The 20,567-nt window shown below is 71.1% G+C and carries 22 protein-coding genes and 1 other RNA gene; 11 read left to right on the forward strand and 12 right to left on the reverse strand.

The window, feature by feature from the left end; all coding sequences use genetic code 11:
• Positions 1 to 968: hypothetical protein (locus tag AWW66_RS34965; protein ID WP_211272100.1), on the reverse strand; the 968-nt coding region annotated here is incomplete at its 3' end.
• 82 nt (positions 969 to 1,050) lie between these two features.
• Positions 1,051 to 1,254 (reverse strand): hypothetical protein, encoded by a 204-nt coding sequence (locus AWW66_RS33050; protein ID WP_083978956.1) that lies wholly within the window; start codon positions 1,252 to 1,254, stop codon positions 1,051 to 1,053.
• 198 nt (positions 1,255 to 1,452) lie between these two features.
• Between AWW66_RS33050 and AWW66_RS25770 the strand changes: the two genes are divergently transcribed.
• The 7 genes from AWW66_RS25770 to AWW66_RS25800 all read left to right on the forward strand — a co-directional run bounded on the left by AWW66_RS25770 (position 1,453) and on the right by AWW66_RS25800 (position 8,105).
• A complete protein-coding gene (locus AWW66_RS25770; RefSeq protein WP_067371381.1) occupies positions 1,453 to 1,983 on the forward strand; it encodes an NUDIX hydrolase in 531 nt (176 codons plus the stop codon).
• Between the two features lie 275 nt (positions 1,984 to 2,258).
• Entirely contained in the window at positions 2,259 to 2,630 is a 372-nt protein-coding gene (locus AWW66_RS25775) for a hypothetical protein (protein WP_067371383.1), read from the forward strand.
• A gap of 2 nt (positions 2,631 to 2,632) precedes the next feature.
• Positions 2,633 to 3,097 carry a roadblock/LC7 domain-containing protein gene (locus tag AWW66_RS25780; protein WP_157527941.1) on the forward strand — a complete coding sequence of 155 codons (465 nt, stop codon included), beginning with the start codon at positions 2,633 to 2,635 and terminating at the stop codon, positions 3,095 to 3,097.
• Positions 3,098 to 3,193: 96 nt separating this feature from the next.
• Positions 3,194 to 4,000 carry a nucleotidyltransferase gene (locus tag AWW66_RS25785; protein WP_067371386.1) on the forward strand — a complete coding sequence of 269 codons (807 nt, stop codon included), beginning with the start codon at positions 3,194 to 3,196 and terminating at the stop codon, positions 3,998 to 4,000.
• Positions 4,001 to 4,110: 110 nt separating this feature from the next.
• The gene (locus AWW66_RS25790; protein ID WP_067371388.1) at positions 4,111 to 5,334 is read left to right on the forward strand and encodes a S8 family peptidase; all 1,224 of its coding nucleotides are present in this window, start codon (positions 4,111 to 4,113) and stop codon (positions 5,332 to 5,334) included.
• A 238-nt stretch (positions 5,335 to 5,572) separates the two neighbouring features.
• On the forward strand, positions 5,573 to 6,244 hold the full coding sequence (locus AWW66_RS25795; RefSeq protein ID WP_067371390.1) for a hypothetical protein: 672 nt from the start codon (positions 5,573 to 5,575) through the stop codon (positions 6,242 to 6,244).
• A 307-nt stretch (positions 6,245 to 6,551) separates the two neighbouring features.
• Entirely contained in the window at positions 6,552 to 8,105 is a 1,554-nt protein-coding gene (locus tag AWW66_RS25800) for a SulP family inorganic anion transporter (protein ID WP_067371392.1), read from the forward strand.
• 29 nt (positions 8,106 to 8,134) lie between these two features.
• On the opposite strand, the gene AWW66_RS25805 is transcribed toward AWW66_RS25800, so the two are convergent.
• The 3 genes from AWW66_RS25805 to AWW66_RS25815 are packed head-to-tail and all read right to left on the reverse strand — an operon-like array spanning position 8,135 to position 9,258.
• Positions 8,135 to 8,473, reverse strand: a complete 339-nt coding sequence (locus AWW66_RS25805; protein WP_067371410.1) for a hypothetical protein — start codon at positions 8,471 to 8,473, stop codon at positions 8,135 to 8,137.
• The gene (locus AWW66_RS25810; RefSeq protein WP_067371393.1) at positions 8,457 to 9,014 is read right to left on the reverse strand and encodes a hypothetical protein; all 558 of its coding nucleotides are present in this window, start codon (positions 9,012 to 9,014) and stop codon (positions 8,457 to 8,459) included. The genes AWW66_RS25805 and AWW66_RS25810 overlap by 17 nt, the downstream gene beginning before the upstream one ends.
• Positions 9,007 to 9,258, reverse strand: coding sequence for a hypothetical protein (locus AWW66_RS25815; RefSeq protein ID WP_067371395.1), 252 nt, complete (start codon positions 9,256 to 9,258; stop codon positions 9,007 to 9,009). Before AWW66_RS25815 ends, AWW66_RS25810 begins: the two co-directional genes overlap by 8 nt.
• A gap of 128 nt (positions 9,259 to 9,386) precedes the next feature.
• Between AWW66_RS25815 and AWW66_RS25820 the strand changes: the two genes are divergently transcribed.
• Positions 9,387 to 9,593, forward strand: a complete 207-nt coding sequence (locus AWW66_RS25820; protein ID WP_067371397.1) for a helix-turn-helix transcriptional regulator — start codon at positions 9,387 to 9,389, stop codon at positions 9,591 to 9,593.
• A gap of 143 nt (positions 9,594 to 9,736) precedes the next feature.
• On the opposite strand, the gene AWW66_RS25825 is transcribed toward AWW66_RS25820, so the two are convergent.
• The gene (locus AWW66_RS25825) at positions 9,737 to 10,405 is read right to left on the reverse strand and encodes a phospholipase D-like domain-containing protein (protein ID WP_245648489.1); all 669 of its coding nucleotides are present in this window, start codon (positions 10,403 to 10,405) and stop codon (positions 9,737 to 9,739) included.
• A 713-nt stretch (positions 10,406 to 11,118) separates the two neighbouring features.
• On the opposite strand from AWW66_RS25825, the gene AWW66_RS34010 reads away from it, so the two are divergent.
• Together AWW66_RS34010 and AWW66_RS25830 are read left to right on the forward strand one after the other, a co-directional pair.
• Positions 11,119 to 12,420, forward strand: a complete 1,302-nt coding sequence (locus AWW66_RS34010) for a HEPN/Toprim-associated domain-containing protein (protein ID WP_157527938.1) — start codon at positions 11,119 to 11,121, stop codon at positions 12,418 to 12,420.
• A gap of 246 nt (positions 12,421 to 12,666) precedes the next feature.
• Positions 12,667 to 12,999 carry a hypothetical protein gene (locus AWW66_RS25830; RefSeq protein ID WP_067371402.1) on the forward strand — a complete coding sequence of 111 codons (333 nt, stop codon included), beginning with the start codon at positions 12,667 to 12,669 and terminating at the stop codon, positions 12,997 to 12,999.
• Positions 13,000 to 13,169: 170 nt separating this feature from the next.
• Here AWW66_RS25830 and rnpB read toward each other — a convergent pair.
• Positions 13,170 to 13,587: RNase P RNA component class A (rnpB, locus tag AWW66_RS25835), an RNA gene on the reverse strand.
• A 306-nt stretch (positions 13,588 to 13,893) separates the two neighbouring features.
• Here rnpB and AWW66_RS25840 point away from each other — a divergent pair.
• Positions 13,894 to 14,655 carry a sulfite exporter TauE/SafE family protein gene (locus tag AWW66_RS25840; protein ID WP_067371403.1) on the forward strand — a complete coding sequence of 254 codons (762 nt, stop codon included), beginning with the start codon at positions 13,894 to 13,896 and terminating at the stop codon, positions 14,653 to 14,655.
• Positions 14,656 to 14,809: 154 nt separating this feature from the next.
• Here AWW66_RS25840 and mctP read toward each other — a convergent pair whose 3' ends face one another.
• From mctP to AWW66_RS25860, 5 genes are all read right to left on the reverse strand, one after another.
• Complete coding sequence (gene mctP / locus AWW66_RS25845) at positions 14,810 to 16,465, reverse strand: monocarboxylate uptake permease MctP (protein ID WP_067371405.1); 1,656 nt, start codon at positions 16,463 to 16,465, stop codon at positions 14,810 to 14,812.
• Positions 16,465 to 16,635 carry a DUF3311 domain-containing protein gene (locus tag AWW66_RS35675; protein WP_245648490.1) on the reverse strand — a complete coding sequence of 57 codons (171 nt, stop codon included), beginning with the start codon at positions 16,633 to 16,635 and terminating at the stop codon, positions 16,465 to 16,467. Before AWW66_RS35675 ends, mctP begins: the two co-directional genes overlap by 1 nt.
• Before the next feature lie 519 nt (positions 16,636 to 17,154).
• Positions 17,155 to 19,611, reverse strand: coding sequence for a M14 family zinc carboxypeptidase (locus tag AWW66_RS25855; protein WP_067371409.1), 2,457 nt, complete (start codon positions 19,609 to 19,611; stop codon positions 17,155 to 17,157).
• 115 nt (positions 19,612 to 19,726) lie between these two features.
• The gene (locus tag AWW66_RS36565) at positions 19,727 to 19,807 is read right to left on the reverse strand and encodes a putative leader peptide (RefSeq protein WP_355149468.1); all 81 of its coding nucleotides are present in this window, start codon (positions 19,805 to 19,807) and stop codon (positions 19,727 to 19,729) included.
• A gap of 137 nt (positions 19,808 to 19,944) precedes the next feature.
• On the reverse strand, positions 19,945 to 20,567 hold a 623-nt coding region (locus AWW66_RS25860), incomplete at its 5' end, for a histidine phosphatase family protein (RefSeq protein WP_211272101.1).

Raw genomic sequence — 20,567 nt, forward strand, 5'->3', positions numbered from 1 at the left:
CTGGTCGCCGCCGAGCGCCCGGTGGTGGCGGTACCGGCCGTGGCCTTGGCCATCGTCTTCGCCGCCGCGGTCCCGGTCGCCGCCGTCCGGGTCGGGGTCGCCCTCGTCGCGGCGGCCTTCGCCGTGGCGGTCCTCGCCGCCGCCGTCCGCGTCGCGGCCGACTTCGTCGCGGTGGTCTTCTTCGCCGGGGCCTTCTTCGCGGTGGTCTTCTTCGCCGGGGCCTTCTTCGCCGGGGCCTTCTTCGCCGGGGCCTTCTTCGCCGGGGCCTTGCGGGCCGCCGTGGCGCGCGTGGTCGGCCGGGTGGTCCCGGCCTTGCGGGCGGTGGTCTTCTTCGCCGCCGGACGGGCCGGGGCCTTCGTCGCGGCGGCGGTGGACCGGCCGGCGGCGGTGGTCTTCTTCGCCGTCGAGGTGACCTTGCGGGCCGTGGCGGCAGCCTTGGCGGGGGCCTTCTTCGCCGCGGCAGGACTCTTCTTCGCCGCCGCGGGAGCCTTCTTCGCCGCGGTGGTGGTCTTCTTCGCCGCTGCGGGAGCCTTCTTCGCCGCGGTGGTCCTGCGCGCCGTGGCGGTGGAGGTGCGGGCGGGTGCCTTCGTCGCGGGGGTCCGCTTCGTGGCTGCCTTGCGGGTCGTCGCCTTCGCGGTGGCCTTCTTCGCGGGCGTCGCCTTCTTCGCCGGGGCCTTCTTCGCGGTGGTCGCCTTCTTCACGGTGGTCTTCTTCGCCGGGGCGCGACCGGCGGCGGCGGTGGTCTTGGTGGCGGGGGCGCGGCCGGCGCCGGCCGGCGTCTTCTTCGCGGTGGCGCGGCCGGTGGTGCCCGTACGGGTCGACGCGGCGGCCGTCGTGCCGGATCGGCGGGCGGTGGTGGACCGTGCCGTACCGGTCGAGCCGCCCGTGGCCCGCTGCGCCGTGGTGGTCTTCGTCGCGGTCGTACGTTTGGCGGCCGGGCGGGTGGTGGCCTTTTGTGCTTCGGCCATCTCGGTTCCCTCCTTGGGGACATGCTCTCGCGTGGCTCCGCACGGAGCACGGAGTTCCTCGACGCGGGCCGTCCCGCGCCGTCTATTCGTCCTCCCCGGCCCAACGGGCGTCCTCGGCCTCCCACGCCTCGTTGCGCCGCTGCACGGTCTGCAGGGCGTCCTCCGCGTCGGCGGCGGAGGTGTACGGGCCGAGAACATGCCGCGCGGCACACACGTCCGCGCCGGTCTCGACCCGGTGGTGTCGGGTGCACCAGTAGTAGCGCCCACCACGTCCGCTGTCGCTCATGGGATCACTGTGCACCGTGCAGCGCCCGGCCGCCACCGGTTCCGGGAAAAGTCGTTGATGTCTTCCACAGTAGACGTGCTGCTCACCGGCCGTGGGAGTTTGGCGGAACCCGTCCGAGGGTCGGGGCGCGCCCGGCCGGCGGGGCGGGGCGGGTGCGCCAGCGACGGTGACCGGGCCGGCGCGGCGTAGGGTCGGCGGATGGGTCTACCGGACTACATCCGGCAGCTACGCGCCCACGTCGGCCACGACCTGCTCTGGCTGCCGAGCGTGAGCGCCGTGGTCACCAACGCCGAGGGCGCGCTGCTGCTGGGCAAGCGCGCCGACGACGGCCAGTGGTCGCTGATCAGCGGTTTCGTCGAGCCGGGCGAGCAGCCCGCGACCGCCGTCGTGCGCGAGGTCGAGGAGGAGACCGGGGTACGCGTCGCGCCGGAGCGGCTGACCAGCGTCATCTCCCACCCGCACACGTACCCGAACGGGGACCGCTGCGAGTACCTGAACCTGGGGTTCCGCTGCCGCCTGCTGGGCGGTACCGCGCGGGTCAACGACGACGAGTCCGAGGCGGTGGGGTGGTTCCCCCTCGACCGGCTGCCCGATCTGGACCCGCAGGCCCGGCTGGTGCTGGCGCGGGCGCTCGGCCCGGACACCGACGTCTGGTACCTGCCGGCCGGCGACGACTGGCGCGACTGGACCGCCACGACACCGCAGGACGCCCGCAGCGGCAGCGCCTGAGCGGGCCGGTATCCGCAGGTGACCGGTCCGCCTGCTGCCCGACCGGGGGCCGGGTAGCAGGCGGACCGGGCGGACAGCCATCCACCGCAGCGGCGCTTGTGCCGGCCCGGCGGTCGCCGGCCCCCGGCCGGTCAGTCCGTTCGACCCGGCGCGGGTGCGGACAGGCAGGTCGGTGTGCGACTCTCGGCCGAGCTTTTTTCGCGGGGCGTCGTGGGAGCCCCGGGAAAGCGCACTACGGTGCGCGGGCACACTCGTCTGCTGACCCTGGAGGCAACGTGGCCAACCTCGACACCGCCCTGAAGGACGCCATGACCATCGACGGTGCCATCGGCATCGCGCTGGTCGACTACACAAGCGGAATGACACTCGGCGTGGCCGGTGGGACACCCGAGATCGACCTGACCGTCGCGGCGGCGGGCAACACCGACGTGGTCCGCGCCAAGCTGCGCACCATCGAGATGTTGCAGCTCAACGACGAGATCGAGGACATGCTGATCACCCTCGGGAGTCAGTACCACATCATCCGGCCGCTCACCGGCCGTACCGGCAAGGGCCTCTTCCTCTACCTGATGCTCAGCAAGGCGCGGTCCAACCTGGCGCTCGCCCGGCACCGGCTCCGCACCATCGAGGAGCAACTGGAACTGTGACCATGGGCGACACGATCCTCCCCCGTCGCACCGCGCGGCGGCCCGAGGTCCCCCCGCCGCCCCGGCTCCCGCCGTCGCTGGCCGGCAACCCGGGGCTGCCGTATCCGGCGATCGGCACCGAGCTGGCCGACCTGCGGCTCCAGATCCCCGGCGTGCAGGGCAGCGTCCTCGGTGGCGTGGACGGGCTGCTCATCGCCCACGACGTGCCGACCGGCCTGGACCCCGACGACCTGGCCGCGATGGCGGCGACCACCTTCGGCCTCGGCCGGCAGGTGGGCGTGCGGCTGCGCCAGGGCGAGTTCCAGCAGTCCACCGTCCGCAACGCCGGCGGGTACCTGAGCGTCTACGCGGTGAGCAGCCAGGCGCTGCTGGCCGTGGTCGGACACGACGCGATCAACGTGGCCCGGCTGCACCTGCACGCCCCGCCGGTGGCCGCCCGGATCGCCGCCCTGCTGGCAGGCTCCTGACCGGCACCGGGGCGGGCCGCCGCAACCGGCCCGCCATCCGGGAAACCACACCGGGCCGCCGCTCATCCGCCGCACGCGGGTGGGTGACAATGCGGCATGCATCCCGACGTCCGGCAGTACCTCGCGGAGTTGGTCGACCGGGCCCGTGACCTGCTGGGCGACGGCCTGGTCGGGGCGTACGCGGCGGGCTCGGTGGGGCTGGACGCGTACCAGCCGGGCCGCAGTGACGTGGACGTGGCCCTGGTCAGCGCCGACACCCTAAGTGGGGCCACGAAGCGCGCCCTGGTGGCCGCGCTGCGGCACGAGGCGCTGCCCTGCCCCGCGCGAGGGCTGGAACTGGTCGCGTACCGGCGGGAGGTGGCCGCCGCCGGCACCGCCGAACCCGGCTTCGAGGTCGAACTGAACACCGGCCGGGCGATGCCGTTCCGCGCGACGTACGCGGCCGACGACCGGCCCGCCGCCGACGGCCGGTTCTGGTACGCCCTGGACCGCAGCATCCTGCACCAGCACGGGTACGCCCTGCTGGGCCCGCCGGCCGCGACGGTCTTCGCCGACGTCTCCCCGGCCGACCTGCGCCGGCTGCTGGTGGACGCGCTCACCTGGTGGCTCGCCCGTCCCGGGCCACCCGGGGACGCACCCGCGCCCGGAGCCGAGGACGCGGTGCTCGGGGCCTGCCGCGCGCTGGTGCGGGTCCGGCACGGGGTGTGGCTGTCGAAGGTCGACGCGGGCCGGCGACTGCTGGCTGTCGACGGCCTCGGGTTCGCCGCCGGCGCGACGGACGGGTACGCCGATCTGATCGAGCGGTGTGTGGCGGCCCGGCGGGGTGGTCCGCCGCCGGGTGGGCGGGCGGCGCGGGAGTTCCAGCGCGGGGTGCTCGACGAGATCCGTCGCGCCGCGTTATGACCCAACCGATATATATTCTCAAGTTTGAATGTCTGGATAGTCTCTCCTCCAGGATCAGGGCAGCCCCGGGGCCACCGTCCCGGGTTGACCCGGTGGACAGAGGAGAACAGATGACCCTCCCCCGCAGACTGGCCGCGCTCGGCGTACTGACCGCGACGGCCATGGCCACCACGATGATCGGAAGCCCGGTGTCGGCCGCACCGGCGACCGGCGAGATCCGTCTCGCCGGCGGCGCCACCGCTGTCACGGGTAGCTACATCGTCGTCCTGAAGGACTCGGCCGTGGGTGGCAAGGCCGGCACCGCGCAGGCCGCCGTCAACTCCTCGGCGGGCAGCCTCGCCAAGCGGTACGGCGGCGCGGTGGCCCAGGTGTACGGCAGCGCGCTCAACGGCTTCGAGGTGAAGCTGTCCGAGTCGGCCGCCAAGCGGCTCGCCGCCGACCCGGCGGTCGCCTTCGTCGAGCAGAACCACACGGTCAGCATCCAGGCGACCCAGGTCAACCCGCCGTGGGGTCTGGACCGCATCGACCAGACGGCGTTGCCGCTGAGCAGCTCCTACACCTACAACAGCACCGGCTCCGGGGTGACCGCCTACATCATCGACACCGGCATCCGGACCACCCACAACGACTTCGGCGGCCGGGCGGTCGACGGGTACGACGCGGTGGACGGCGCCCTGCCGGCGACCGACTGCAACGGGCACGGCACGCACGTCGCCGGCACCGTCGGCGGCACCACGTACGGCGTGGCCAAGGGCGCGCGCCTGATCGGCGTCCGGGTGCTGGACTGCGCCGGCAGCGGCACGATCGCCGGCGTCGTGGGCGGGGTCAACTGGGTCACGTCGCACCACGCGGCGGGCCAGCCGGCGGTGGCGAACATGAGCCTCGGTGGCGGGCTCAACCCGTCGCTGAACACCGCGGTGGCGAACTCGATCGCCGACGGCATCACCTACGCCGTGGCGGCCGGCAACAGCAACGCCAACGCCTGCAACTACTCGCCGGCTGCGGTCGCCGCGGCGATCACCGTCGGCGCGACGCAGAGCAACGGGGCCCGCGCCTCGTACTCGAACCTGGGCACCTGCGTCGACATCTTCGCCCCGGGCTCGTCCGTCCTGTCGGCCTGGCACACCAGCAACACGGCGACGAACACCATCAACGGCACCTCGATGGCCTCGCCGCACGTGGCCGGTGCGGCTGCCCGGGTGCTCCAGGTGAACCCGGGCTGGACCCCGGCCCAGGTCGCCTCGTACCTGACCACCACCGCCACCACCGGCACCATCAGCAACCCCGGCACCGGTTCCCCGAACCGCCTGCTGTACGTCGCGCCCACCCTCTGATCCACCTGCCGGACGGCCCCGGGGCACCCGCCCCGGGGCCGTTCCCGTGCGCCCCGCCACCGACCGGCCGAGCCTGCCGGCCCCCTGACCGAGTCCTGCGGCACCGCCGACCGGTTCCCCCGACACCCCCGACCACCTGCTGGAACGGCCCGTAACCGATCCCCCCGTCGGCGGGTTTGACTGGACAACCGTGCCATGCCGGGGCGGCCCGAGCACGGTCTCGACCTGGGGGTGAGCGGTGCGACGCAGAGTCCTCGTCGTCGGGCCGCTGCTCGTCCAGGCGTTCCTGCTGCACCTCGTCCTCCCCGGCCACCCGGCCCTGGCCGGCCCGCTCGCCCCCGACCCCGCCGAGCGGCCCGCCGCCGGAGCGCTGGCCGGGGGCGCCGCCCCGGCCACCCACGCCCTTCCGGCCACCCACGCCCTTCCGGCCACCCACGCCCTTCCGGCCGTCAACGCCCTTCCGGCCACTGACTCCGCCCCGGCCGCCGGCACCGACCCGGCCGATCCTGCCCGTGCTGCGGCCGATCCCGACCGCGTTCCGGCCGGTCCCGACCGCGTTCCGGCCGGCTCCCGTGGCGACGGGTCCGACGTCGAGCGGCCCGGCCGGGCCGCCCTGGTCCCCGGTACGGCCCCGGATCTGCGCGCCCTCGGCGCCGGCCCCACCACGGGTACGCCCGTCGGGCCGGGTCGGGGCGCGCGGCTGGCCACCGGCTGCGGTCCGACGGCGTACGGGGCGTTCAGCCGGGCCGGCCGTAGCGCCCCGGGTGGTGAGCGCCGGGGCGACCAGGTCCCGCCCGACCGGGCGGCCCGCCGGGGCGTACCCGTCGGGTGCGAGCAGGCCGCCGACGGCCGTCCGCTCACCGCGCAGCCCGGCCCCGACCTGGCCGGTTGCCGGGTGCTGCGCTGCTGAGCCGGTGCGCTGCCGAGCCGGCCGAGCCGGTGACCTGGCCGAACCGCTGACCTGCCGCACCGCTGGCCTGCCGAACCGCTGCTGAGCGGCGCGCGTCCACTCGTACCCCGCACACCACCACCTGAGGCGTCCCCGCCCGTCGCGCCCGTGCGACCCGGGGTCGTTCCCGTCCCACCGCGTCGGCACCGACGTCCCCGGACCGGCCCGCATCCGCACCGACACCGCGTCAACGACGAGGCGGCCCGGCGTACCCGCCGGAGGGGTGGACGCACCGGCTTTTCCGCCCGATGCCTCCCGGAGGTGGACCATGACCACGTACGCCCGTCCGACCTGGCGTGTCGCGCTGCGCGCCGATCTGCCCGCGTCCCTCGTCGTCTTCCTCGTCGCGTTGCCGCTCTGCGTCGGCATCGCCGTCGCCTCCGGCGTACCCGCCGAACTGGGCCTGGTCACCGGCGTGGTCGGTGGCCTGCTGGTCGGCCTGATGCCGGGCAGCAGCCTCCAGGTCAGCGGCCCGGCCGCCGGCATGACCGTGCTGGTCGCCGAGGCGGTGGACCGCTACGGCCTGGCCGGCCTCGGCACCATCGTGCTGGTCTGCGGGCTGCTCCAGATCGGCCTGGGCCTGCTGCGGCTCGGCCAGTGGTTCCGTGCCATCTCGGTCGCCGTGGTGCAGGGCATGCTCGCCGGCATCGGCCTGCTGATCGTCGCCGGGCAGCTCTACGTCCTGGCCGGGGCCAGCACCCCGCACTCCGGGCCGGGGAAGTTCACCGGCCTGCCCGGCCTCGCCGCCGACCTCGTCGCCTCCTCCGCCGCGCAGATCGCGCTGACCGTCGGCGTGGCCACCCTGGGCATCATGACCCAGTGGGACGCGCTGCGCCGCCGGGTACCCCGGCTCCGGATGGTCCCCGGCGCGCTGGTCGCCGTGGTCGTGGCCGCCGCGCTGACCGCGCTGCTCGACCTGCCGGTGCAGACCATCCAGGTGGAGGGGCTGCTCGCCGCGATGCAACCCTCGCTCGGCCACTGGCGGGACCTCACCGACCTGGGCGTCCTCGCCACCATCGCCACGTTCACCCTGGTCGCCTCGGCGGAGAGCCTGTTCAGCGCGGCGGCCGTCGACCGGATGCACACCGGGCCCCGGACCGACTTCGACAAGGAGCTGGTCGCCCAGGGCGCCGGCAACACGGTCTGCGGCCTGGTCGGCGCGCTGCCGATGACGGCGGTGATCGTCCGCAGCTCGGCCAACGTGCAGGCCGGCGCGCGGACGAAGGCGTCCCGGGTGCTGCACGGGCTCTGGCTGCTGCTCTTCGTCGCCGCCGTACCCGGACTGATCGGGCTGATCCCGTTGCCCGCGCTGGCCGCGGTGCTGATCCACGCCGGGGTCAAGCTCATGCCGGTCCGGGAGCTGCCGGCACTGTGGCGGGAGCACCGGGGCGAGGCGGTCATCCTGGTGGTGACCGCCGTCGCCATCGGCACCACCGACATGTTCACCGGCGTCCTGGTCGGTCTCGGCCTGGCCGTGGTGAAGGTCGCCTGGGAGACCTCACACATCCGGGTGACCGTCCACGACGACGGGTCCGCCCCGATCGAGGTCACCATCACCGGCAACGCCACGTTCCTGCGGCTGCCCACCATCCTCACCGCCCTGAACGACCTGCCCGCCGACCGCCGGGTCCGGTTGGACCTGCGCGGCCTGCGGCACGTCGACCACGCCTGCCGGACCGCCCTCGACCAGTGGGTGGAAACCCACAACACCCAGGCCGAGGTACCGGTCCAGGTGATCGCCCCGGCCGAGACGGCCTCGTCCGAGGCGGTTGTGGAGGGCACGGCGGGCGGCGACGGGGAGGCCGGACGGCCGACCGGCTGACCCCGCTCGACCCGGTCGTCACCCCGCGCTCAGCGGCGCAGCGGTCGGTGCTGCCCCGCCGGCACCGGCGGCTCCCCCGCCGGAGCCGGCGCGGGTGGTGGCCGGCGGGCCGGTCGGCTCGGCCGCTGGTTCGGTGACCGGGGCGACGGTTGCGGCCGACGCATCATCTGGAGCCCGGCCGGCCGCACGAAGAGGTCCCGCTTGGCGACCGCGTCACCCCGCTCGTCAAGGGAGTACCCGTGCAGCCAGACCCAGTCGTGGTAGGTGACCCACTCCTCGATCACGCGGATCACCCGGAACATCATCGGCCTGGTGAACTGCACCGACGCGGCCCGGGTGACCAGCACGACGTCACCGGGGGAAGGCAGCCCGTCCACCGGCGTCCCCTCTCCACGGACCGCCCCGCCGCTCGTCGCCGACCCGCTGCCGCCCCGGCGGCCGGGATCGTCCGCCGATCTCCGGCCCACCCGTCCGCCCGCCGGCCCGGCCTTCCTGCGGCGCGGGCGGGTCCGCCTTCGTGCGGCCCGTCAGGTCGTTGGCGAACCGCACGTCCGGCGGCCGGTTCACCGGCGAGCCGGCCCGGACGATCGGGTACGCCCGCGTCGGCTCGTGCAGGGTCGCCCAGCGGTGCCGGGCCGGCGGGCCAGCCTCACTCCGCCGGCCGCCCGGCACCGGCGGGCCGGCAGGTCGGGTACCGCTGGTGGGGACGCTGTCGAGCTGCCCCGTCGATGAGACCAGCCGTTCGCCGGTACGCGGGCCGCCCCCGTCGGCGCGCGGACTCCACTCGTCGGTACCCCGGTCGTCGGCACCCCGGGTCCGATCGTCGGCGGACGAGCGGAGGGCGCGCAGCGTCAGCAGGTGCAGCCCCAGGCTGAGCCCGAGCAGGACGACAATCACCTGGTCAACCATGCCGCATCCGTTCCGACCAGCCCAGGAAGCGCCGCCGGATCGTCGCCGGGTCGGGCGGCTCCGGGCAGATCCAGTCCAGATCGGTCGTCGCCTCCCGCAGCAGCCCGGCCAGGTGACCGGCCAGCCCGGCAGGATCATCCGCGTACCGCCGGACGAGGTCGACACGCGCCTCGCCGCAGGGCCACGGGCGGGCACACGCGGCACAGATCCACAGCGGGCGTAACGGCAGGTGTGGGCGTCTCATCGGGCCTCCGCACGGGGACTTCGACTCCTGCGGCAACGAGCACCGCCCGCTCATGCTTCGTCACTCGATAGCTTCTAGTCAACTGGCTAGCTCCATTTGACTAATGACCAACTGCCTACCTTCGCCCTATGGGGGAACCCCTGATGGGTCCGTACGAGATCGCCAAGCGGCTGAACGTGTCGCGTCAGCGGTTCCAGCAGCTCGCCCGCTACCCGACCTTCCCCAAGCCGTACGCGGTGCTGCGCGGAGGCAAGGTGTGGCGCACCGAGGACATCGAGCAGTGGATCCGGGAGCACCGGCCACCAAGCTCTACCGGCGGCGACGCCCTGGGCTGAGAGACCGCCAGCCCCGTCGCCGCCTGGACGAGCCCGAACCGCTCGACGCCCCACAGCCATTAGCCAACGAGATCGAACGAGGCCAGCAGAGCCCTCGATCAGACCTCTGCCTCGGGGCGGGGCCTGTCTCGCCAGCGGCATCTTTACCAAAGCGAGGGGTCGAGCGGCGGGTAGTGCTCGAAGAGACCACCGCCGTCGAGCCTACGGAAGTGAAACGTGGGGTTGGCACTGGCGGCCTCGCCGTAGGCGTGCGGGTTGACCAACACCTCGTCGTCGTACCAGAAGAGGCTGTTGTAGAGCGTTGTCGGGTGTAGCCGGATCTCGCAGCCGTCGACGCCGGCCAGTTCCCGGTAGTACGTCAACGCCGCCCGGATCTTCGCGCCCAGCGTGCCGCCGAGCTGTTCCTCCCGGTCGCGGACCGACACGGCATCACTCGCCGGATCACCGAAGCAGAGCCGGACCTGAACGCCCACCGACAGTCGGTCGGCCAGCATCCGAGCCACCCGAGGCTGTGTCTGCGCGAAGAACGTCCCCGAGTACACGAGCACGTCTATCCGTTCCTGCGCCTCAGACAGCAGCCGCAACCACAGCTCACGCGGCACCGACGCCCGATCCGGGTAAACCTCGATCAGCTCAGCCCGACTCGCCTCACCACGCCGCCCGTTCGTAGACGCCACCACTTCCGGCCATAGGTACGCCTCTTCCGCCCCGAGCCGCCGCGCCGCCGACCACCGATGCCGCCGATGCGGAACCCGCCCGAGGCTGATCCACCGTTCCACGGTTTTCGGGTCGATGCCGCATTCATCAGCCAAGTTTTCGACCCGAATACCCCGATGCACCATGACAGTGCGCGTTCGTTCATCCTTCTATTAGACGTTTCCGCGAACGGACGTTTCAACCCCGTCCCGGGACGTTTCGCAAAAGGCGAAGACGTCTGGCGACAGTCCGACAAGGCGGATGAACCGTGCGAGGGAAATCGGTTGACTCACTATCGCCGCAACCCGAACTCCCTGGTTTCGTGCTCGCCGCAATGGCCGCGAGATCAGGCGAGGACGCGGCACCGGTCGGGGTTGCGGCGAGGACCGCCGTGCCGCACCCCGACTTAGGACAGGAAAAAAATGCCAGACCCCTTTGAGAGATGGACGACCAGATCCGCCCAGACCAGGGCGCAGGAAACTAACCGCGAAGACAGCACCGACCAAAGCGAACGATTCACTTTTCACGTTCCCTTCGAAGCTGAAACCTTCGGCGAAGCGCTAGAAATCGCCAAACTGATCGCCAACTTTTTGTCCTTTGCTAGCGCGATAGACCCAAGAGAGGCAACAGGAACTTACGAGGATGACCAAACGTCACACCATCGCATATTCTGCGATCGCGCAATAGCGTTCAACGGCAGGTGCTTTCAAGATTTCAAGCACGCAGGAGACTGCCGAGGTGAACAGTAACAGGCGCTCCCGATCTCTTGACACGTGATGCGGGGGGTGCTGCTTGACCGACGTCGGGCAGTTACTGAACAATACCCTACGTGAGCAGCTACGCACGCATGTACATAAACGATCGAGAAATCTACTCATATCGTAACGAAATCTACCCCGACATAGGCTACTTTTTCTCGCCACCCGACGACGCATTGGAGCTATCGGGAGCTGAAGCTGCAAAGTATGCCGGAGATCAATACGAGCACCCAGACGGCGATGAGAGCGACGAAGACCAGGTAACCTATCCGCCGACTGCGATTGTCTATCGCGCCAGCGTTAGCACCATACGCGACCGGCTGGATGTATTAGGCTTTGGCGAGGGCCTAGTGCGTGAGGTTTTCGGACAGATCCTGTCCGAAGAGATTGAGCGAAGAGAGGCGTTCTTAGGATGGGAAGATTCAAAAGGCGCAAGTAACGACCTACTAAGAAAGGCTTACGAAAGGGAGTTGCCGAACCTCCAGCGCCTAACGTACGAGAAGTGGAAAAACTCGCTCCGCAACCAGTTGTTTGAAAGATCAGCACATCGGGCAGATAACTTTGCCGGAGATAGCCCGCTTGCCCTGCTAGAAAGAATGGACCCGAGGTTAATTGTACGATCGATTGTCTCAATTACTGCCGGACATGCTATCTTCACGCTCGATGTAAGCGACCTCATTGACGGTGGCTGGCTAGACCACGAAAGCCTCCGAACTCCAATAGAGCTTGGGCACACCGCCTACCCCGGACCGCCGATCATCATCACCGAGGGCAAGTTTGACTCCCAGGTACTGAAGGAGGCACTAAGCCTTCTCAAGCCTCATCTCGTGCCGTTTATCAAGTTCCTTGATTATGAGACCGGGAACGAGGGCGGCGCAGCGGCATCCGTAAGGCTTTTGAATAGCTTCGCGGCAGCGGGAATCGCGAACCGAATTGTTGCAATCTTTGACAACGACAGCGCGGCCAGAGAAGCGGTAATGTCGATCAGGCCCTCGAAGCTCCCAGCGCATTTTCGCGTTCTGCATTATCCACACCTAGCTACCGCCGAAACATACCCCACCCTGGGCCCACAGGGCAATAGCCTAATGGATGTCAATGGACTTGCTGGCTCCATCGAGCTATACCTAGGGCTTGACGTCCTGACGGACGAGAAGAGCCAGGAGCTAACACCCGTACAGTGGAAAGGCTACATGGGAAAGGTAAAATCATACCAGGGTGAGGTCATAAACAAGGCAAGTATTCAGCGCACCTTTCTCGCCAAAGTTGCAGCAGCGAAAGCGAACCCAAGCCTTGCCGAAAAGCAAGACTGGTCCAGCTTGAACCTCATCTTGGATTCCCTAATCCTGGCTCTCGCTGAGCTATACACAGCCTGACAACAGACGGTGGCCCAGCAGCGGGATTTCAAGTGGTCTCACTGCCGAATAACTCTGTATTGGATCAAGGCACCGCGCTCCGCGCGGTGCGGGGCGGCAAGCCCAGCCGGCGGCAAGCCGCCCCGGCCGCCTACGGCGCCGGGGCGGGAAGCCACCGACAGCCGCCGGGACACCGCCCCTCACGTCACCCACCGTCAATGAGGGCCAGGCGCGGCCCGGTGAACTTCGCGCCCTACCCTGACGCGCATGACCGACAGCGTCGAGGCGAGTAGATCTGCGAGCACCGGCAGTTGGATCCTCACCGCGAATGTCCGCCCATTGGTCGAGTCACTGGCAGCCCTCGTCGACTACAGGGCCGACGACTGGGACTGGAACGCCATCGCGGCAGGGCTGAGCGGTACCGACGTCGAAGACCCACAAGGGTGGTACGACTACCCACTCATCGGAACCACCACGCTCCGTCTGGAACTGGCGAACGACCCCGGCTCCATCGTCACGATGGTTCAGGTACACCACCCGCCCGACCAACTACTGACCACCCGCATCGAAACCATCATGTCGATGCTCGCCCGCTACTAGGCCATCGCTTAACGATCCCGAGCCACCGCGCCGCAAGATCAGGGCGTCTCCAGGGCGTCAGGGCGTCCCCAGGGCGTCAGACGCCGGCCAAAGTTGACCAAGGACGACCATCGACGCCAGGACATAGAACCAGCTCAGAGCCCTGATCGAGGCTCTGAGCTGGTGGGCGACGGACGAGTCGACCTGTACGCCGGATTTTGTGCCCGTCGCGCACCCCTTGCGGGGTCCGCGTCGGCGGCGGTCATCCATCTCGGCCTGCCGTTGCCGACAGGCTCCAGCGGCCTACCCGCAGACATCGGGCGGGCCGCCCTCAAGCGTCTGCGCGGGTCGTCATCTTGCGGTGACGGCCCTTTCTTGGCCTTGCTCCGGGTGGGGTTTACCGAGCCACCCCGGTCACCCGGGGTGCTGGTGGGCTCTTACCCCACCGTTTCACCCTTACCGTCCCCGTATGGGGGCGGCGGTCTGTTTTCTGTGGCACTGTCCCGCGGGTCGCCCCGGGTTGCCGTTAGCAACCACCCTGCCCTCTGGAGTCCGGACGTTCCTCGGCGACGGGCCGGAGCCCGTCGACGCGACCGCCCGGTCGACTCGTCCGTCGCGCTCTCATCGTAACGATGCCGGGTTGCCGTCTATTGCCGCCCTGCCCCACCCCCTGCCGCCCGGGACGCCAGCGCCGGCCCGGACGACGACCGGCGGGTCCTCCGGTACCCGATCAGGTCCAGAGCGTGGCCACAGCGGTCGAGGGCTGGTCGGCGCTGGTCACCTGGACGGCGGCGGGGGCCAGGGTGGCGGCGCGGCGGCGGCCCTCCTGCGTGGGGCCCGACGGCACCGGGTGGACGTGGTCGGCGTACCCCGGGGTGGTGGCCGGGCGCGGCGGCGTCGGTAGCCTCGGCGGTCGTGGAACTCACCGACGCCGTGCTGCTGGTCGCCGCCGGTCTCGCCGCCGGCACCATGAACGCGGTGGCCGGCGGCGGATCGCTCATCACGTTCCCCGCGCTGATCGCGGTCGGCCTGCCGCCGGTGGCGGCGAACGTCAGCAACTCGGTGGCGGTCTGCCCCGGGTACCTGGCCGCCGTGGCCGGCAGCCGGGTGGACCTGCCGGCCCGGCGGGAGTGGCTGCCGCTGGTACCGACGGCGGTCGTCGGCTCGCTGGTGGGCTGCCTGTTGCTGCTGGGTACGCCGGCCCGCGCCTTCGAGCTGGTCGTACCGTTCCTGGTGCTGGCCGCGACGGCGGTGCTGGCCTTCCAGGAGCCGCTGCGCCGGCTGGTCGGCCACGCCCGCGACGGAGGCCCGCGCCGCCGCGCGCTGGCCGCGCAGGTGATGGTCGGGGTCGGCGCGGTGTACGGGGGGTACTTCGGGGCGGCGCTGGGGGTGATGCTGGTCGCCGGCCTGGCCCTGGTGCTGGACGCGACCATGGCCCGGGTGAGCGCCGTGAAGAACCTGGTGTCGGCCGTGGTCGGCCTGACCACGGTCACGGTCTTCGGTCTCTTCGGGCCGGTCAACTGGGCGGCCGTCGCGCTGGTCGCCCCGGCCACCCTGGTCGGCGGGTACGTCGGTGCCCGGCTGGCCCGACGGTTGCCGTCGGTGGTGCTCAAGACCGTGATCGTCGCCTTCGGCACGTGCATCGGCCTCTACCTGCTCTACCGCGCCCTCCGCTGACCCCCGGCGGGCCCTGTTCCTCCGCCCGCCCCGCCCCGCCGCGCTCGCGTCCGCGTGGGCCTCAGGTGTTTGGAAGGGGCCCTTCCTCTACAGAATGCGTTAACAAGGGCCCCCTCCTTTCGCCCCCTCCTTTCACCCCCCTCCTTTCACGTGCTCACGCGACCGGCTCCGGTGCGGTGGCGGCGTCGGTGCGGGGGCCGGGGGTGACCCGGGGGTCGCCCTCGTCGGCGAAGTAGTCGTCGGTCTCGGTGCCGTCGCCGCCGTCCGGGACGCGGGCCGCGCGCAGGGCGAGGGTGGCCAGGGCGGCGACGAGCAGGTTGACGCCGACGGCGACGATGCCGACGTAGATGGTCTTCGGCGTGTCCAGGCCGAAGTCGGCCAGCGGGAAGGCCGACCCGCCGAAGTGCTGCCGTCCGGTGGCGGCGTTCGGGATCTGGTACAGCATCCACAGGCCGAGCCCCATGCCGGCGGTCCAGCCGGCGATCAACGCACCCTTGTGGAACCAGCGGGTGTACAGGCCCAGGGCCACCGCCGGCAGCGTCTGGAGGATGATCACGCCGCCGATGAGTTGGAGGTCGATGGAGAACTGCGGGTCGAGGAAGACGATGCAGGCCACCGCGCCGACCTTCACCACCAAAGACGTGATCTTGGATACGTTGGCCTCCTGGGCCGGGGTGGCGTCCCGTTTCAGGTACTCCTTGTAGATGTTGCGGGTGAACAGGTTCGCCGCGGCGATCGACATGATCGCGGCCGGGACCAGCGCGCCGATGCCGATGGCCGCGTACGCGACCCCGGCGAACCAGTCGGGGAACTGCTGGTCGAAGAGGACCGGTACGACGGTGTTGCTGTCGACGGTGCCCTCCTTCGAGCCGGGCAGCGGGGTCACCCCGGCGGCGATCGCCATGAACCCGAGCAGCGCGATCAGCCCGAGCAGCAGGCTGTACGCGGGCAGCGCGGACATGTTCCGCTTGATCACGTCCCGGTTCCGGCTGGCCAGTACCCCGGTGATGCTGTGCGGGTAGAGGAACAGCGCCAGCGCGGAGCCGAGCGCGAGGGTGACGTACTGGAGTTGGTTGGTGCCGGTGAGCAGGATGCCGTCGTTCGGGTTCGGGGTGGCCGCGAACTTGGCGTCGGCGGCGTCGAAGATCGCCCCCCAGCCGCCGAGCTGGTACGGCAGCCAGATCACCGCCACCAGGATGACGATGTAGATCAGCGAGTCCTTGACGAAGGCGATCAGCGCCGGGGCGCGCAGCCCCGACTGGTACGTGTAGGCGGCCAGGATGGCGAAGGCCACGATGATCGGCAGGTGCCGGGCGAGGGCGCTCTCCCCGGTCACCCCCATGGTCTTGAGCACCGCCTCGATGCCGACGAGTTGCAGCGCGATGTACGGCATGGTGGCGACGATGCCGGTGATCGCGACCAGCAGGGCCAGCACCGGCGACTCGAACCGCCGCCGCACGAAGTCGGCCGGGGTGACGAAGCCGTGCCGGTGCGACACCGACCAGAGCCGGCAGAGCACCAGGAACACCAACGGATAGACCACGATCGTGTACGGCACGGCGAAGAACCCGGCCGCGCCGGCCCCGAAGATCAGCGCCGGCACCGCGACGAAGGTGTACGCCGTGTAGAGGTCCCCGCCGATGAGGAACCAGGTGATCCAGCCGCCGAAGCTGCGCCCGCCCAGCCCCCACTCGTCGAGATGGGCCATGTCCTTCGGGGCGCGCCACCGGCTCGCCACGAACCCCATCCCGCTGACCAGCAGGAAGAGCGTGGTGAAGATGATGATCTCGGTGAGGTGGTCGCGCCACATCAGCGCTCACCCCGCTTCTTCGTCCGCTGGTACACCAGCGTGGTGGTGGCGACGCCGAGCAGGATGAAGGCCAGTTGCAGCCAGTAGAACCGGGGCCACCCGAACAGCCGGGGCGAGTCGGCGTTGAACAGCGCCGGGACCAGGGGTACCACGATCGGCACGAAGAGCAGCCAGTTCCACGGGCTGTGGTCCCTGGCCCGTACCCTCCGCGCCGACCCGCCGCCCGCCGCCCCGCTGCCGCTCGCCGAACCGCCGCGCGCCGCCCCGGCCCCCGCCGATCCGCTGCCGCTCGCCGACCCGGCCCGCGCCGGCCCGCTGCTCGCCGGATCCGGCCGGGATTCGGTACTTCCCGGCTCCGGCTCCCGTGCTTCGGCCATCTGACACCTCCGGTGCTGGTGACTCCGACCGCCGGAGGCTACGACCCTGTGACCGCCGTCACGCCGTACCTGTGCGTGATGGTGCGCCCAACGGAGCGCACCCTGCGCCCAACGGTCCCCATCGATGGGTGACCGGCCGCACCGTCCCCGCCGCCACCCCGCGACGGACCCGGCCGCGACGCACACGGGCCCGGGTGCACGACGCACCCGGGCCCGTGCCCGTCGCTGTCCCTGTTGCCGTCGACAGATGTTAGGAAGGGGCCCTTCCTATACAGAAAGCGTTAACAAGGGGCCCCTCCTTACACCCCCTCCTTACACCCCTGCGGCCCAGAGGAGGGCGCGGCCGAGTTGGGGCTGGAGGCCCTTGGGGTGCAGGCGGAACGTCGGCGAGGTGCCGAAGAGCACCACCGGGTTCCCGGCCTCGGAGACGCCCCGGACGATGCTGGCCTGGCCGGCGGCGGCCGACCGGCCGGTCGCGCCGGTCCGGGCCCACCAGCCGGCGAGCAGCGGGTCGGCGGCGTACGACTGCTCGACGACCGCGTTCGGGCCGAGGTTGGTGAACCAGACCGGCTGGCTGACGAACGAGTGCGGGATCGCGCCCGTGGCCACCGGGCCGGTGCTGTTGACCACGTTCACCACGCCGCTGGCCAGGCTCGGGCCGGCGGTGGCGGTGACCGACACCAGGCCGGCGTCGGTGCTCGCCCGTGCCCCGGCGGTACCCAGCCCGACGAGGCCACCGCCCCGGGCGAGGAAGGCGTCCAGGGCGGCCCGGTTCTCCGCCGTCAGGGTCGCCAGGTTGAGGGTGCCGGCGATCAGCAGCACGTCGACGTCGGCGGTGAGCGTGGTGGCCAGCGTCGCCGCGGTCACCGGCCGGGCCTCGAAGCCCAGCGCGCCCAGGGTGTCCCGGGCCTCGACGCCACCGAGGTACCCGACGACGACCCGCTCCAGCCGGGTGCCCCGCCAGCCCTTCGGCGCGGTGGTGAAGGTGACCTGGTGGGCGCGGACCGCCTCGCGGGCCAGCTTGCGGTTGGCCGGGGTGCCGGGGACGACCACCGAGCCGTCGGCCAGCCGGTGCACCGCGACGCCCTTGTCCAGCAGGGAGTTGACCACCAGCAGGTCGGCCGCGTCGCGCAGGTCCAGCCGCAGGTCGCCGTTGCCGCCGGGCAGGTCGCCGGTGGCGGTGCCGTCGTACACCCGGTCCAGCTTGACGTTCGGCAGCCTCTCGTCCCACAGGGTGTCCACGGTGGCGCCCCAGGTCAGCGCCTGGCTCCAGGCGGCGGGCCCGGCGTACAGGTCACTGACCCGGTCGGTGAGGTCGATGCCCGGCTCCAGGAGGGAGTTGACCAGGCCGCGCTTGGGCTGGTGCAGGTCGATCACGTACGAGCCGGCCGGGTAGGACTTCCCGTTGGCGGTGAACGCCTTCTTCGCCGTCCACACCCGACCGCCGCTGCTGATCAGCAGGTCGACCAGGCGGGCCGCCGCCGGCTCCGAGCGCTGTCCGGCGCCGGTGGGGATCACGTACGCGCGGGGGAAGACGGTGTTGTAGTTGTCCTCAGGACCCCAGCCGGGCACGTACCCGTCGGGGATGTCGCGCAGCGGCTCACCCTGCCAGCCACGCCGGTACACCTCGGCCTGGTCGTGCAGCAGCTGCGCCCGGTTCTCCTCGATGTACCGCAGCGAGGTACGGATCGACACCTCGTGCACGTCGGTGTTGATGGCGGACCGGCGCAGCCGCTCGGCCGGGGTGAGGGTGGTCCCGCGCGGGTTCAGCGGCGCCTCGATCGTGTACGGGATACTGCTCTGCAACAGCGCGAACGACGGTACGTAGATCGGCGGGAAGTCGTCCCACACGCCGGGCTCGTCGTCGCGGAACGGGATGCGGGCCCGCTGGGTCTCGGCGTACCCGAGGTCGCGCAGGTCCTCCTCGATCGCCAGGGCGTTCGGCAGGGCGTGCTTGATGAACAGGTCGTACTCGTTGTTCACGTTGTGCGGCGGGGTGCTCGGGTGCAGCAGCGTCGGGCTGACGTACCCGTGCAGGTCGAGCGTGATGATCGGCTTGCTGTCGATGACCAGCTCGCGGATCAGGTTGGTCTCCGGCTGCGACACGATGGTCAGGTCGCGGTTGAGGTCGTACCCGTTGCCGTTGGCCCGGGTGCCGGCGACCCGACCGTCCGGGTTGGCGGTGACGTTGAAGACCAGCCGGTTGCGCTCCAGCAGCCCCGCCACCTCGGGGCTGCGGTCGGTGGCGAGGTCCTCGATGACCCGCAGCGCGGCGTCGGTGCCCTCCCACTCGTTGCCGTGGATGTTGGCGTTGACGAAGAGCGGGGTCTTGTACCCGGCGAGCAGCTTACGGTCGCGTTGGGCCTTGGCCGGTTCCTCCTCGATGAGCTGCTTCCAGGTCTCCTGCTGCTGGGCCTCCTTGCGGCTCTCCGGGGCGGTGACGGTGACCGCGTAGAGGTCGTAGCCGCCGGAGGACTTCCCGGCGACCCGGGCGGAGACCCGGTTGCTCGCCTTCTGCAGGGCGTTGAGCTTCGGGGCGATGTCGTCGTAGGCGATGGTGCCGATGGGCAGGGACGCGTCGGCCGGGTTGTCCGGCCAGACCGGCAGGACGTTCTGCTGCGGGTAGCCGTGGACGTCGCTGATCTTGATCGGGCGGGCCGGTACCTCGGGCAGGGCGGAGGCCGCCGCCGGGGGTGTGAGGGCCAGGGTGGCGACCAGGGCGGCGCCCATCGTCGCCCCGGTCAACCGGTGGAGTCGTGTCGTGGACATCAGGGACGGTTCTCCTGTCGGGAGAGCGCGCAGGCCGCCGCACCCGCAGGGCCGGAGACCTGCGGGTGATAGGGGTACGCCGACGGCGTGCGCGAGAAGGGAGGGTGACCCGGCGTCAGAGGGAGCGTCGACAGGCCGCGCTGGCGACGCGCAGGAGGTCGATGTGACCCCGCTTCGTCAGGTGAACGCTGCGCACGTCATCGATCTTCAGCGTGCGGCGGGCACGCTGTCAACGGTTCCCGACCAGTAATACCCTCTAAAGTGGTAGGGATTACCCTCCGGTGTTAAAAGGGGGCCCTTCCTCTACCGGATGCGTTAACAGGGGGCCCTTCCTTACAGGTGGGCGGTGTCGTTGACGGAGCGGACGGCGACGCCGCCGTCGGGCCAGAGGTCCAGCACCGAGATGCCCGCCGCGTCGAGGTAGAGCCGGTGCAGGAAGGCGTCCGAGGCGGCCAGCGCGTCCCGCAGCACCAGCTTGATCGGCGACACGTGCGAGACCACCACGACGGTCTCCCCCGGGTACGCCTCGCGCAGCGCGCCGACCGCCCGCCGGACCCGCAGCCCGACCTCGGTGAACGACTCCCCGTCCGGCGGCGCGATCCGGGTCGAGGCGAGCCAGGCGTCCAGCTCCCCCGGCCAGCCCTCGCGCACCTCGGCGAAGGTCCGCCCCTCCCAGGCGCCGAAGTCGCACTCGATCAGGTCGTCCCGGGTCCGCACCGGCGGGTCGCCGAGGGCCTCGGCGATCGCCTCGGCGGTCGCCGTGCACCGGGACAGCGGGGAGCTGACCACCGCGGCGGCGGTCGGGGTGAGCTGGGCGAGCCGCTCGGCCGTTGCCCGCACCTGGGCCCGGCCCCGGGCCGACAGCGGCACGTCGCCCCGGCCGGAGTAGCGGCGCTGCTCGGTGTACTCGGTCTCGCCGTGCCGGACCAGGATCAGCCGGGTGGCGCTGTCGCTGG

The organism is Micromonospora rosaria, from assembly GCF_001567585.1.
Classification (GTDB): Bacteria; Actinomycetota; Actinomycetes; order Mycobacteriales; family Micromonosporaceae; genus Micromonospora; species Micromonospora rosaria.